Below are 13,536 nucleotides of genomic sequence, written 5' to 3' on the forward strand. Positions count from 1 at the left end.
ATGAGCCGATTATGGTGTTTATTCGGCTCGCTGACCAGCGTTCACCCGCGCGACCGTCCGGTTCAGCCCGGCGCCATGAACAACATCGGCTGTGGCTGGCCGGAAGGCGTGGCGTCCACGTCCGCGCCGGCGGCGGCCTGCGCGTCGATGGCGTCCGCCAGACCTTGCAGCAGGCGCACGTTCTCACGCAGCCGCTCGCGCACGCCGGCGTCGTCCAGGGTGTCGTGCATGCCCTCGTTGAGGGCGACGAACCACGGCAGCTGGCGCTGGTCGAAGATCACCGGCGGGTTTTGCGGCGTGGTGGTTTCGTGCCATTGGCGGAAGCGCGCCTGCATGCGCTGGTTGAGCTCCTGCGCCAGCGCCAGCTCGGGTGCCACGTCGGCGAACAGCGCCACGTCGGCCAGCCGCTGCTGGAACACCAGCTGGCACAGCACGCCCCAGTAGAACGCGTGGTCCCAGATGATCTTGGCGGCCATCACGGTGACGTCGCCGAACAGTGGGTACTGGTCGCGGAAGATCTGCAGCATGCTGTCGTAGAACGACTGGTACAGCCGCTCGTAGCTGCGCACGCGCGGCGCCAGCGGCAGGCCGGCGTGATCGTCGGCAATCAGCTGGCAGATGTAGGTGTTGCCGATGGCGATGAAGTCGCTGCCGGGGGAATAGAACGGGTCGAGGAACGCACCGGCCTCGCCGGCCAGCGCCCAGCGGTCGGCGCTGAACAGCTGCGAGCAGCCGTAGGAATAATTGCGCAGGAAGCGGAAATCCAGCAGCTTGTCGGCACACCGTGCCACCTCGCGCGCCACTGCCGGCTGATGGCGCGCCAGCCACGCCTGGGCACGGTCGAAGGTGTTGAACTCCTCCAGCGGGTGCATGGCCGCGTCGGCCACGATGCCGACCGAATGCGCGCCCGAGGCCAGCGGAATCAGCCACACCCAGTAGCCGGGGCCGCACAGGTGGTTGGTGGAACGCCAGCGCTCCGGCGGCGTGCAGCGGCGGCGCCAGTCCGGGTCATCGGACCAGTCGTCGGGCTTGAGTCGCTCGTCGACGCGGAACCAGGCGGCATTGACGTGGTGGCCGTTGTCCACCGTGAGCTCCAACCGCCGCCGCACCAGGCCGGCGCGGCCGGAGGCATCGACCAGCCAGCGCGCATGCAGCACGTGCTCGCCATCCGCGTCGCTGCAGCGCACGACATGGCCGTCGCTGCCCTTGCCCAGGTCGAAGCCGCGCACGCGGCTGCCCTGGCGGAAATCGATGCCGCGGCGAACCACTTCCTGGCCCAGGAAGTTCTCGAAGATGCCGCGGTCCAGCTGGTAGCTGGGGGCGGGGAAGACCTCGCTGACGCCCAGTTCGGCAACGGCATCGATCGCGCTGCTGCCGTGGGTGAAGAAGTAGCGCAGGCCGAACTTCAGGATGTGTTCGCGCTGCAAATAATCGCGCAGGCCCAAGGTTTCGCCGAAGTAATGCGCGCCGATGTCGACGGTGGATTCGCCCACCTTGTGCGCGGCCAGCGGCAGCGGATGGGTGGCGCGTTCCAGCACCACGATGTCGAGCCCGGGAAGCCGGTCGTGCAGTTGCAGCGCCAGGGTCAGACCGGCAAGGCCCCCGCCCAGGATGACGACGTCGTGTGTGGTCTGGCCGTCCGTGGTGGCGGTCATGTTTACTCCAGTGGGGGGGCGTGCGGGATGGTGTCAGCGGGGATCATCGGCCGCGCTGGCGCGGGCCGGCGATCCAGGGCCACCAGCATCGGGGTGGCCATCATCGTGGTGATGATGGCGATCAGCAGCAGGATGGTGAACAGTTGCGGCCCGATCACCCCGGCATCCAGGCCCACCTTCAGCACGATCAGCTCCATCATGCCGCGGGCGTTCATCAGCGAGCCCACCGCGAAGGCGTCGCGCCAGCGGTAACCGCCCAGCCGCGCGCCCACGGCGCCGCCGAACAGCTTGCCGGACGCCGCCACCAGCAGGATCAGGGCCAGCGCGCCGAAGGCCTGGATGTCCAGCGCCGCGGCGGTGGTGCTGAGGCCGGCCAGCGCGAAGAACACCGGCAGCAGCGCCATCACGGTGATGTTCTCCAGCCGCAGGATCAGGCTGGCCAGCAGCGCATCGTTGCGCGGCAAGGCCACGCCAAACAGGAAGGCGCCGAACACCGCGTGCAGATGCATCCAGTGGGTCAGCGCACCGCAGGCGAACGTGCCGATCAGCAGCAGGGCCAGCATGTAGCTGTCGGGGTGGCCTTGCTGCGCGTGGCGTCGCAACAGCCACGCCAGGCACGGGCGCAACACGCCAAGGCACAGCAGGATCATCGCGACGACGCCGATCGAGGCGCGCAGGAACGGCGTCCAGTCGCCGTTCGACGAGGCCATCGCCATGGCAAACGCCAGCGCCAGCCAGGCCAGCACATCGGCCACCGCGGCACTGGCCAGGGCGAGCTGGCCCACGGGCGTGCAGGTGCGGCGCGAGTCCTTGAGGATGCGCGCCAGCACCGGCATCGCGGTGATGCCGATGGCCGCGGCCAGGAACATCGCGAACGCCCAGAACGAAACCCCCGGCGGGGCGAATCGCGCCTGCAGGCTGGGCGCGATCAGCAGGCCCAGCGCCATCGGCAGCAGCACCGCCAGCACGCCGACCGCGCCGGCGGCGCGCAGCGAGCGATGCGAGCCGGCAGGCAGGCGCAGTTCGGCACCCACGATCAGCATGAACAACACCAGGCCGAGCTGGCTCAGCGCATCCAGCGCGGGCAGTGTGTCGGCGGCGAACAGCCACTGTTGCCACTCCGGCGCCACGGTGCCCAGCAATATCGGCCCCAGTGCCAGGCCGGCCAGCATTTCCCCGATCACCCGCGGCTGGCCAAGCCAGCGCAACACCCACGCCAGCGTCCTCGACGCGGTCAATATCACGACCAGCTGCAACAACAACACTTGCCTTCTCCCCGAAACTACCTGTAACCCCTGGTCGTACAACCCCTCGTCAGACAACCCCCAACTGGTCCTGCACGATCGTCGGCGTACCACGCGATCGACGATGGCTGGCCATGATATGGCCGTAATGCACGACCCGGCCAATGGTGTAAACCGTGATGCGGACCACATCGCGCACCGGGCTGAAATGGCTGGGTCGGAACGAGCCATGGTAGCGCGAAGCGATCGGCACGGAGACCACGCCAAGCTTCTTCTCGCGCGAGGCGACAATCAGGATGGCCGCCTCGAACACAAAATTTTCCGCCGGCAGATCAACCAGTTCCAGCGCCGCGCGCGGATACCAGCGCTGCCCGCTCTGGGTGTCGGCCACCGGCTGGGCGCAGGCCCAGGAGACGCCCCAGTCGGCCACGGCGTTGGCGCGGCGGCGGCCCTTGGGCTGCTGATCCCTGTCCAGCAGGCGCGCGCCGATCACGATGTGGTCCGGGTAGCGGGCGGCGGCGGCGGCAATGCGCGGAATGTCGCTGGCCAGGTGCTGGCCGTCGCCATCCATCGTCACCACGGCGTCGTAACCCTGGCGCAGTGCTTCGCGAAAGCCGCGCCGCAGGGCTTCGCCCTTGCCGCGGCGGTGCGTGTGGCGCAACAAGGTCACCGGCAGCGCGGCCACGATCTCCGGGGTGCGGTCGTCCGAGCCGTCGTCGATCACGATCACCGGTGCGCCCAGCGCCAGCACGGATTCCACCACCGACTGGATGGCCGCCTCTTCATTGAGGCAGGGAATCAGCACGCACCAGCGCGGGGTGTTCAAGCGACCGCCTCCGTGTCGATCTGCAAGCCCAGTCGGGGGCCGGCAGCCAGCTGGCAGCGGCCGGTGCCGCGGGCCAGCATGGCCAGCAACGGCAGTGCTTCGGCGGATGCGTTGCCCGCGCGCCAGCCACTCAGCGGCGGCTCCAGATCGGTCCCTTCGCCACCGGCATTCAGCTGGATATCGAGCCGCGCCCGCGTCGCCGGGCTCGCCGCGGGGGCCAGCACCAATGCGCAGGCGAACGGTTGTTCACCGCCGATCACCTTGCCCAGCGGCCCACTGCCGGCGGTGTCGGCGCATACCAGCAGCACGGGCCGCTGCTCGGCCAGCACCTGGCCGGCGGCCTCCAGCAGGCCCGCGCCGAAACTGGCGCGATGCGCGCACACGGCGGTGGACGGCTCGTGACAACCCACCGCGATCGTCCAGTAGCCGACCGGCGCGTTATGCACCGAGTTGTGGAAGCGGGTCGGCGACAGTTCGGTTGGCGAGTGCGCCAGCGTGGCGCACATGTAATCGGTGATCGACTGCTCGCCATGCGACGAGGCGAAAACGCAGGCCAGGCTGGCCGCCTCGCGCCCGCTCATGGCCACCGCCTGGCCGGCCACCTCGACCGCCAGCAGCACGCTTTCCGGTGCGCGACGGCGCTCGTTCGGCGCCATCCTGGCCGCCGCCGGGCGCGCCGGCGGCGGTGGCGGCGAACCACCATCGAGCAGGCTGCGCAAGGCATCGAAATCACCCAGTTGCGGCGACCACAGACCCATGCCGTCGACGTGAATCCGCAGCGCGCTCATGCCGCAAACCCCGCCGCCGCGAACGCCAGGCAGGCGTTGTTGCCGCCGAAACCGAACGAATTGCTCAACGCCACCTGGACTGGCTGGTGCTCGTTGCGCCAGGCGAAGCTGGGGCCGCAGGCCGGGTCCGGCGTGTCGCCACCGAGATTGCCGGGGACCAGGCCGTGTTCGATCGCCTGTAGCGCCACGGTGGCCTCCAGGATGCCGGATGCGCCCAGCGTGTGGCCCGTGAAGCCCTTGGTGGAACTGGCCCGCGTGGTGGCGGGAAACGTGCGGCTGACCAGCGCGGCTTCCACCTCGTCATTCTTCTGGCTGGCCGTGCCATGCAGGTTGAGGTAGTCCACCTGCGCCGCCTCGAGCCCGGCCCGCGCCAGCGCCGCATGCAGCGCCAGCCCCGCGCCCAGCCCCTGCGGATGCGGCGTGGACATGTGGTGCGCGTCGCTGGCCTCGCCGTAGCCCAGCAGCCGTGGTGCCTGCGGCGCCGCTTCCACCCGCTGCAGCAGGGCGAAGCCCGCCGCCTCGCCGATCGAGATGCCATCGCGCGCCACGTCGAACGGGCGGCACGGTTGGGTCGACACCAGCTCCAGCGCGTTGAAGCCGAACAGTACGCTGTCGCACAAGGTATCCACGCCGCCCACCACGGCTGCGTCGATCAACCCCAGCGCGATCATCCGCTGCGCGCTGGCGAACACCTTGGCGCTGGACGAGCAGGCGGTGGACACGGTGAGGCAGGGGCCTTCCAGCCCCAGCGCGGCGGCGACGAAAGCCGCCAGCGAGTGCGGCGCATGGATCGCCGGGCGCTGCATGTCGGCGGGGAAATTGCCATTGGCATCGAGCCGCCGATAGGCCTCCTCGGTGGCACCGATGCTGGAGGTGGACGTGCCCACGAACAGACCGATGCGGCTGGCGCCATGGCGCTGCCGCGCTTCCTGCACCTGGGCCAGGAAGCCGTCCTGGTTCAGCCCCAGCCAGGCCAGCCGGTTGTTGCGGCATTCCCAGGACGCGTGTTCCGCGGGCAGGGCGGCCTGCTCCAGCCCATCGACCCGACCGATCCAGCACGCCAGCGGCGCGCTGCTGAAATCGTTGGGACGCAGGCCGCTGCGCATGCGCTCCAGCGTTTCGCGCTGCGCGTCCAGGCCGTGGCCCATGGCGGAAGTGGCGGTGTACGCGGTAACCGCGAGAGGCATCATCGACAAAGACATCCGCCGGAGCGTAGCGGGCGCTCCGGGGCTTGCCTAGTCTGATCGGCGCCTTGTCGCCGCCGCGACGAATGTGAGGGTTGCCTTCACGGAATTGCGCGAGTGGGGGCGTTTGCGCACACTGCCTCTCTTTCTTGCATGCACCCACCCTTGTCTCCCAGCCTTTCCCCCGCGCAACGACGCCTGCGCTACCTGCGCGATCGCGACGTGCAATACGCCGCGCTGGTGACGGTGCTGGTCATGCTGCTGAGTGCCGGGTTGGTGTGGCTGGGCTACCTGATCCATGTCTGGCGGATTGCCGTGCGCAGCCCGCTGGCGCCGCCGCGCCGGATGACCGTGCTGGTGTTCGGGCAGCGGCTGGGGCACGACCACCCGCAGCGCGATTACCGCCTGCGTCTGCGCCGGGCGATGGCCTTGCTTCGGCAACAACAGGTGGATCACCTGCTGTTGCTGGGCGGCCGCAGCGGCGGCAACCGCAGCGAGGCCGAAGCCGGCCTGGCCTGGCTGCAACGGCGCGGCCTGCCCGCAGTGGCGCAAATCGAGCTGGAGCAGGATTCGATCGATTCGCTGGAAAACCTGCGCCACGCCCGCCGCCTGCTGCAGGCGCAACCGCCCGCCGGCGAGCTGCCCACCGTGGCGCTGGTCACCAGCCGCTACCACCTGGCGCGCTGCCTGCTACTGGCCCGGCGGCTGGGCTTCGACAGCGTGCCGATCGCCGCCGAGCCGGTGTTGCCGAAACGGCCGCGTTACGTCGGCCTGTTGCTGATGGAAGCGACCTACTTGATGTGGATCGACATCGGCCTGCGCTGGGCGCGCCTGACCGGGCGCCACCGCATGACCGAACGGATCAGCTGACGCTCAAGAACACTGTAGGAGCGACTTCAGTCGCGACGCTTCTACCTTGAGGTACCGGAGCAAGAGCGTCGCGACTGAAGTCGCTCCTACAGTAGTTTGCGCCGCCTGGATGACAAAACCACCCGGAACCTGATCCAGCTCAGCCCGCCGCGGCACCCCGCCGCAGAGGTACCCCGGGGTCGCTTGCTAAGCTTGCGCCATTCCCCCGCGACGAGCCCCACGATGAGCCAGCAAGCCGATCTTGCCGAAACCTTTTTGCGCGATCTGCAGGATCGCATCTGCAGCGCGATCGAGCAGGCCGACGGCAGCGCCCGTTTCGAGGAAGACGCCTGGCAGCGCCCCGCCGGTGGTGGCGGGCGCACCCGCGTGCTGCGCGATGGCGCGGTGTTCGAGCAGGCCGGGGTGAATTTCTCGCGCGTGTCCGGCAACCAGCTGCCGCCCAGCGCCACCGCGCACCGGCCCGACCTAGCCGGCGGCAGCTTCATCGCCACCGGCGTGTCGCTGGTGCTGCACCCGAAAAACCCGCACGTGCCCACCACCCACGCCAACGTGCGCTATTTCGAGGCCAGCAAGGAGGGCGTGGAGCCGGTGTGGTGGTTCGGCGGCGGTTTCGACCTCACCCCGTTCTATCCGGTGGACGAAGACGTGCAGCACTGGCACTCGGTGGCGCGCGACTTGTGCGAGCCGTACGGTATGGACGTCTATTCGCGTTACAAGCAGTGGTGCGACGAGTACTTCTACCTGAAGCACCGCGACGAGACCCGCGGCGTGGGCGGACTGTTCTACGACGACTTGAACGAGGGCGGTTTCGAGCGCTGCTTCGCCTTCACCCGCGACGTGGGCGAGGGCTTTCTCGACGCCTACCTGCCTATCGTGGAGCGCCGCAAGGACACGCCTTACGGCGAACGCGAGCGCGAGTTCCAGTTGTACCGGCGCGGACGCTACGTGGAGTTCAACCTGGTCTACGACCGCGGCACCCTGTTCGGCCTGCAGTCGGGCGGGCGCACCGAATCGATCCTGATGAGCCTGCCGCCACGGGTGCGTTTCGAGTACGCGTACGAGCCGGAACCCGGCTCGGCCGAGGCGAAGCTGGCGGCTTACCTGAAGCCCCGCGACTGGCTGTAGGGTCCGGTTTCGCTGTGGGAGCGACTTTAGTCGCGATGCTCCTGCCTTGGAGTTTCACAGCAACAGCATCGCGACTGAAGTCGCTCCCACAGGTTGGTTCGGTGACTCAGCGCAACGCCACATCGGTTTCGCGCAACATTTTCGCCAGGCGTTCGGGCTTCAGCCGCAAGCAGTCATAAGCCTGCGCCATGGCATCGACGAAACGGCGGTTGCCCGTCAGCGCGGGCGGGAACACGGCGTCGAGCGCGAGAAACGCCGGCAGGTCGTGCGCCACCTCGTTCACGCAGGCGCGGCCGATCCTGAGCAGTTCCGGCGCCAGCGGATCGACCAGCGTCTCGCCCGCCTGCGCCCGTTGCCGCACGAAATGCATCCATGCCGCCACCGGCAGGCACAGCCGTTCGATCGGGTGGCCGCTGCGCAGGTGGTCGAGAATCGTGCCGAACAGGCGGAACGGCAGTTTCTGCGAACCGTCCCACGCGATCTGCGCCAGCTCGTGGCGGATCGTGGGGTTGCGGAAGCGCTGCAGGATCGACTCGGTGTAGGCGGCCAGATCCATGCCGGGCGGGCTGACCAGGGTGGGCTGGATGTCCTCCATCATCAGGCGGCGCACGAACGCGGCCAGCGCCGGGTCGTCCATGGCATCGCCCACGCTGGCGTGGCCCAGCAGCAGGCCCAGATAGGCCAGCGAGGAATGCGCGCCGTTGAGCAGGCGCAGCTTGGCGCGCACGTACGCCGGCACGTCGCCGGTGAGGGTGACGCCGACGCTGGCGAAATCGGGGCGCTCGTTGCAGAACGCGTCCTCGATCACCCACTGGCTGAACGCCTCGCGCTGCACTGGCCACTGGTCGCGCACGCCCAGCGCCTCGCTCACGCGCTGGCACAGGGCGGTATCCGTGGCCGGCACGATGCTGTCCACCATGGTGCGGGGGAAGGTCGCTTCCTGCTCGATCCAGCGCGCCAACGCGGTACTGCCTTGCGCCGTGGCCAGTCGCAGCACGGCGGCGCGCAGGCGCAGGCCGTTGTCGACCAGGTTGTCGCAGCTGATCGTGGTGAACGGCGCCAGCCCGCGCACGTGGCGACGGCGCAGACCTTCGACGAGAAAGCCGAGGGCGCTGGCCGGTTGCTGCGGCGTGGCCAGGTCGTGCATCACGTCCACGTGGCGCAGGTCCAGCTCGCCGCGGGCATCCAGGCAATAGCCTTTCTCGGTGACGGTGAGGGTAACGATGCGGGTCTGCGGGTTGGCCAGCCGCTCCAGCACGCGCTCGCGATCCTCCGCGGCCACCAGCACTTCGCGCAGCGCGCCGATCACCCGGTAGGACACCTGCTGATCCAGTACCGCCATCGTGTACAGGCCATGCTGCGGCCGCAGCGCATCGCGCAGGCCGCGGCTTTTCAGCGATACCGCGCAGATGCCCCAACCCGGTTCGCGCGCCAGCAGGCGATCGATGAACACGGCCTGGTGGGCACGGTGGAAGGCGCCGGGCCCCAGATGGACGATGCCGATGCTGATGGCGTCCAGCGGATAGTCGGGTAGCGCCAGGTGGGTCGCCGGTGCGGGCAACGTGTCCGGGCCGAGCAGCGCGGTGGGGGCACCGGTGACGGCGGCTTTCGCGCGGCTCACAGGGTGACTCCGGTCTTCCACAAGGCAATCTCGCGCTCGTCGTTGATCTCGTTGCGGGCCGGTTTTCCCGACGCCGTGTCCAGCACCAGTTGCTGCAGCGCGTCGGCCAAGGCCTCCATGCCGCGACCATCCAGCAACGCGCCCGCGTCGAAGTCGATCCATCGCGGCTTGGCCGCGGCCAGCGCGCTGTTGGTGGCGATTTTCAGCGTCGGCACCGGAAAGCCCAGCGGCGTGCCGCGACCGGTAGTGAACAGGATCACGGTAGCACCGGCGGCGGTCAGCGCGGTGGCCGATACCGCGTCGTTGCCGGGCGCCTCCAGCAGGGCCAGGCCGGGCGACTGCGCGCGCTGGCCGTAGCGCAGCACCTGGGTGACGGTGGCATGGCCGCCTTTCTGCACCGCGCCCAGCGACTTCTCCTCCAGCGTGGTGATGCCGCCGGCGATGTTGCCGGGCGAGGGGTTCTCGTGCACCGGCTGGCCGTGATCGAGGAAATAGCGCTTGAAGTCGTTGACCAGGGTGCCGATCTGCTCGAACACCTCGCGGCTCTGCGCGCGCGCCATCAGCATGCGCTCGGCGCCGAAGATCTCGGGAATCTCGGTGAGGATGGGCGTGCCGCCGGCCGCGGCCACCCGGTCGGCAATGCGCCCCACCACCGGGTTGGCGGTGATGCCGCTGAAGCCGTCGGAGCCGCCGCATTTCAGGCCGATGACCAGGTCCGACAGGTCGCAGGGCTGGCGCCGGTCCTGTTCGGCCACCGCCACCAGTTCCTCCACCGCGGCCAGTCCCTGCTCCACCTCGTCGTCGGCAAGCTGCGAGTTGAACCAGCGCAGGCGTGCCGGGTCGATACCGTCCATCGCCTCCAGCAGCCACTTCATCTGCAGCGACTCGCAACCCAGGCCCACCAGCAACACGCCGCCGGCGTTGGGGTGGCGCGCCAGCGCGGCCAGCATCTGCCGGGTGTGTTCCAGATCGCTGCCCAGTTGCGAGCAACCGAACGGGTGGGTGAACGCATGCACGCCGTCGACGCGCCCGCCAAAGCGGCGCTCGGCCTGCTCGGCGATGCGCCGCGCGGTGCGCGCCACGCAGCCCACCGTGCACAGCACCCAGATCTCGTTGCGGGTGCCGACTCGGCCATCGGCGCGGCGGTAGCCCTGGAAAACGGCGGTGCGGTCGGTGTGTTGCATTGGCGCCGCGGCCAGCGGCTGGTAGTGGTAATCCAGCGTGCCCGACAGCCCGGTGGCCATGTTGTGCGTGTGTACCCAATCGCCCGCGGCCACCGCCGTGGTGGTGCGGCCGATCGCGAAACCGTATTTGTGCACCGGCTGACCGGCGGCCAGCGCCCGCACGGCAAACTTGTGCCCCTGCGGCACGGCCTGGCGCAGCTGGACGTCACCGGAAGCCAGCGATACGACGGTGCCCTCGGCCAGGTCGGTGAGGGCGATCGCCACATCGTCCTCGGCGTGGACATGCAGGGCGGTCAGCGGAGCGGAGCGATCTGAGGACATGGTTTTGGGATGCGAACTAGTAACCGGTGTCATTGGAGCGCCGCGGCGCAGGCTTGTCGAGCATCGCGGCCGATGAATCCATCACGCTACACCCGAATCCGGGTTGGAAGACATCCCGAAAGTCACCGCCCACCACAGCGCTGACCATCATCCCAGCAGGGCAACAGGGATTCTTCCAGCCTCCGATGACACCGGTCACCAAAACCTGCCCAGATGGCTATGATGGGGGTTCATCACCGTCGACGGCTGCCGCAGGCCCACCGCCGTCGACCCGCTCCGGCGGCCTGCCGACCCACGCGCTCCCTGAACGCCGCGCGCCCACCGCATGAGGACCGACATGTACCAGAAGACCTACCACGCCACCCACCCCGACATGATGGACGGCGCCAGCAACGACCAGCTGCGCGACCGCTACCTGATGAGCGACTTGTTCGCCGCCGACGAGGTCCGCCTCAACTACAGCCACAACGAGCGCTTCGTGATCGGTGGCGCCGCCCCGGTGAAGCAGGCGCTGGCGCTGCCGCAGCAGACCGAGCCGGCCTCCGCCGCCGGCCAGCCGTTCCTGCAGCGGCGCGAGCTGGGCGCGGTGAACGTGGGCGGCGGCGTGGGCCGCATCCGCGTCGACGGCCAGGTGTTCGAGATGCAGCCGAAGGATGGCCTGTACGTGCCGATGGGCAGCGCCGAGGTGAGTTTCGAGTCGGTGGACCCGGCCAACCCGGCGCGTTTCTACCTGATCTCCACCCCCGCGCACGCCCGTTTCGAGCTGAAGCACATCCCGATCGACCAGGCCGTGGCGCTGGAGCGCGGCGCGCTGGAAACCTCCAACGAGCGCACCATCTACCAGTACATCGTGCCGGCCACCTGCGCCTCGTCGCAGCTGCTGCTGGGGCTGACCGTGCTCAAGCCCGGCAGCGTGTGGAACACCATGCCGCCGCACCTGCACGACCGCCGCTCGGAGGTGTACTTCTATTTCGACCTGGGCGAAAACGACCGCGTCTACCACTTCATGGGCGTGCCCGATGCGCAGCGCCACATCGTGATCGCCGACGGCGAGGCGGTGGTGTCGCCGCCGTGGTCGATCCACATGGGCGCCGGCACCAGCAACTACTGTTTCATCTGGGCGATGGGCGGCGAGAATCTCGATTACACCGACATGCATGTGCTCGACATCTGCCAGTTGAAGTGAGGTCGCCATGAATCCCTTCTCATTGCAGGGCAAGGTGGCGCTGGTCAGCGGCGCCAATACCGGCCTGGGCCAGGCCATGGCGATCGCGCTGGCCGAAGCCGGCGCCGACGTGGCCGCCGTGGGGCGCACCGATCCGGCCGACACCGCCCAAGCGGTGCGCGCGGCCGGGCGCCGCTTCCACTGGGTCGAGGCATCGCTGGATACCGCCGCGCCGGTCCCCGCCATCATCGAAGCCGTCGAGCGCGAGCTGGGCGGCATCGATATCCTGGTCAACAACGCCGGCACCATCCGCCGCAACGACGCGCTGGATTTCAGCGAGGAGGACTGGGATGCGGTGATGGGCGTGAACCTGAAGACCGTGTTCTTCCTTTCGCAGGCCGTGGCGCGACGGCTGGTGGAGCGCAAGCGGCCCGGCAAGATCGTCAACATCGCCTCGATGCTGTCCTTCCAGGGCGGTATCCGGGTGGCCTCCTATACGGCCAGCAAATCCGGCCTGCTGGGGCTGACCCGGCTGCTGGCCAACGAGTGGGCCGCGCACGGCATCAACGTCAACGCGATCGCGCCCGGCTATTTCGAAACCAACAACACCACCGCGCTGCGCGCCGACGAAAAGCGCCAGCGCGAGATCGTGGCGCGCATCCCGGCAGGCCGCTGGGGCGTGCCGGCCGACCTGGCCGGCGCGGTGGTGTTCCTGGCCGCAGCCGCCTCGGATTACGTGCACGGCACGGTATTGCCGGTGGATGGGGGCTGGCTGGCGCGCTAACAGGCTCACTGCTGTTGTAGGAGCGGCTTCAGCCGCGACGCTCTTCGCATCTTAAGCAAGAGCGTCGCGGCTGAAGCCGCTCCTACACGAGCCGCGCGAACTTACGGAGTCGCGCCGCTGAACGTCTGCACCGTGGCGCCTTTCACCGGGCCGATCTGCGCGCTGTCGCTGACTTTCAGCACCACGTCGCGGCGAAATTCCAGCGTGCCCTTGACCACGGCATGCGGGCCGATCACCACGGTCGGCTTGCGGTCGTTGCCGCCAAACCAGCTGCTGGATTTGTCGACCAGGATGCCACCTTCCACCTGCGAGCCGGCGCCGACGGTGATATCCCCGGCCACCGTTTCGATGCCGCCGGCCACATGCGCCGCGTCCAGCGTGATGGCGCCGTTGACGTTGCTGAGCTTGCCGCCGATGTCGGCGCCCCTGGCCAGCTCGACGCTGCCGTTGGTGGCATCGACGTCGCCGTTGACCTTGCTGTCGGTGCCGAGGTGGATGGCGCCGTTCACCGTGCTGAGCTCGGCCGCCTGCGCGCGCTCGCCCAGGGTCACCGCGCCGTTAACGGTCTGAGCCTCCTTGACGATGGCGCCGGCGCCGATCTCCACCGCGCCATTGACGGTGCTGACGTCACCGGCGTGCTGCCCGGCCTCCACCCGCGCGGCGCCATTGATCTTGTCGATATCGTTGTCGCTGGCCGCGGCCAGCAGCGGCAGAACCAGGAGCAGGGCAAACAGGATGCGACGCATGGGCAGTTCCTCGTGATGGGTGA

General features: G+C 68.9%; 12 protein-coding genes. 4 read left to right on the plus strand and 8 right to left on the minus strand.

Annotation, left to right across the window (positions count from 1 at the left end; translation table 11 throughout):
* Positions 1-62: 62 nt before the first annotated feature.
* Genes ASD68_RS11895 through ASD68_RS11915 form a run of 5 tightly spaced genes read right to left on the minus strand, consistent with a single transcriptional unit; the run spans position 63 to position 5,703 of the window.
* Positions 63-1,655: a tryptophan 7-halogenase gene (locus tag ASD68_RS11895; RefSeq protein ID WP_056607000.1), complete on the minus strand. Its 1,593-nt coding sequence runs from the start codon at positions 1,653-1,655 to the stop codon at positions 63-65.
* Positions 1,656-1,657: 2 nt separating this feature from the next.
* Entirely contained in the window at positions 1,658-2,920 is a 1,263-nt protein-coding gene (locus ASD68_RS11900) for a cation:proton antiporter (RefSeq protein ID WP_056083396.1), read from the minus strand.
* A gap of 49 nt (positions 2,921-2,969) precedes the next feature.
* On the minus strand, positions 2,970-3,725 hold the full coding sequence (locus tag ASD68_RS11905) for a glycosyltransferase family 2 protein (protein WP_056083398.1): 756 nt from the start codon (positions 3,723-3,725) through the stop codon (positions 2,970-2,972).
* Complete coding sequence (locus ASD68_RS11910) at positions 3,722-4,513, minus strand: beta-ketoacyl synthase chain length factor (RefSeq protein ID WP_056607003.1); 792 nt, start codon at positions 4,511-4,513, stop codon at positions 3,722-3,724. Before ASD68_RS11910 ends, ASD68_RS11905 begins: the two co-directional genes overlap by 4 nt.
* Positions 4,510-5,703 carry a beta-ketoacyl-[acyl-carrier-protein] synthase family protein gene (locus ASD68_RS11915; protein WP_056607006.1) on the minus strand — a complete coding sequence of 398 codons (1,194 nt, stop codon included), beginning with the start codon at positions 5,701-5,703 and terminating at the stop codon, positions 4,510-4,512. Before ASD68_RS11915 ends, ASD68_RS11910 begins: the two co-directional genes overlap by 4 nt.
* 159 nt (positions 5,704-5,862) lie before the next feature.
* Between ASD68_RS11915 and ASD68_RS11920 the strand changes: the two genes are divergently transcribed.
* The gene (locus tag ASD68_RS11920; protein ID WP_056607009.1) at positions 5,863-6,567 is read left to right on the plus strand and encodes a YdcF family protein; all 705 of its coding nucleotides are present in this window, start codon (positions 5,863-5,865) and stop codon (positions 6,565-6,567) included.
* Between the two features lie 222 nt (positions 6,568-6,789).
* Positions 6,790-7,692: an oxygen-dependent coproporphyrinogen oxidase gene (gene hemF, locus ASD68_RS11925; protein WP_056607012.1), complete on the plus strand. Its 903-nt coding sequence runs from the start codon at positions 6,790-6,792 to the stop codon at positions 7,690-7,692.
* A gap of 106 nt (positions 7,693-7,798) precedes the next feature.
* On the opposite strand, the gene ASD68_RS11930 is transcribed toward hemF, so the two are convergent.
* Both ASD68_RS11930 and ASD68_RS11935 read right to left on the minus strand, forming a co-directional pair.
* Positions 7,799-9,253, minus strand: coding sequence for a mannitol dehydrogenase family protein (locus tag ASD68_RS11930; RefSeq protein WP_235578741.1), 1,455 nt, complete (start codon positions 9,251-9,253; stop codon positions 7,799-7,801).
* Positions 9,254-9,309: 56 nt separating this feature from the next.
* Positions 9,310-10,818: an altronate dehydratase family protein gene (locus ASD68_RS11935; RefSeq protein WP_056607015.1), complete on the minus strand. Its 1,509-nt coding sequence runs from the start codon at positions 10,816-10,818 to the stop codon at positions 9,310-9,312.
* A gap of 337 nt (positions 10,819-11,155) precedes the next feature.
* Between ASD68_RS11935 and kduI the strand changes: the two genes are divergently transcribed.
* Together kduI and kduD are read left to right on the plus strand one after the other, a co-directional pair.
* A complete protein-coding gene (kduI, locus tag ASD68_RS11940) occupies positions 11,156-12,004 on the plus strand; it encodes a 5-dehydro-4-deoxy-D-glucuronate isomerase (protein ID WP_056607018.1) in 849 nt (282 codons plus the stop codon).
* Positions 12,005-12,011: 7 nt separating this feature from the next.
* The gene (gene kduD, locus ASD68_RS11945) at positions 12,012-12,767 is read left to right on the plus strand and encodes a 2-dehydro-3-deoxy-D-gluconate 5-dehydrogenase KduD (protein ID WP_056607023.1); all 756 of its coding nucleotides are present in this window, start codon (positions 12,012-12,014) and stop codon (positions 12,765-12,767) included.
* Positions 12,768-12,868: 101 nt separating this feature from the next.
* On the opposite strand, the gene ASD68_RS11950 is transcribed toward kduD, so the two are convergent.
* Positions 12,869-13,513, minus strand: coding sequence for a hypothetical protein (locus tag ASD68_RS11950; protein WP_056607576.1), 645 nt, complete (start codon positions 13,511-13,513; stop codon positions 12,869-12,871).
* Between the last annotated feature and the right edge of the window lie 23 nt (positions 13,514-13,536).

This window comes from Rhodanobacter sp. Root627, assembly GCF_001427835.1.
In the GTDB taxonomy this organism is placed as follows: Bacteria; Pseudomonadota; Gammaproteobacteria; order Xanthomonadales; family Rhodanobacteraceae; genus Rhodanobacter; species Rhodanobacter ginsenosidimutans.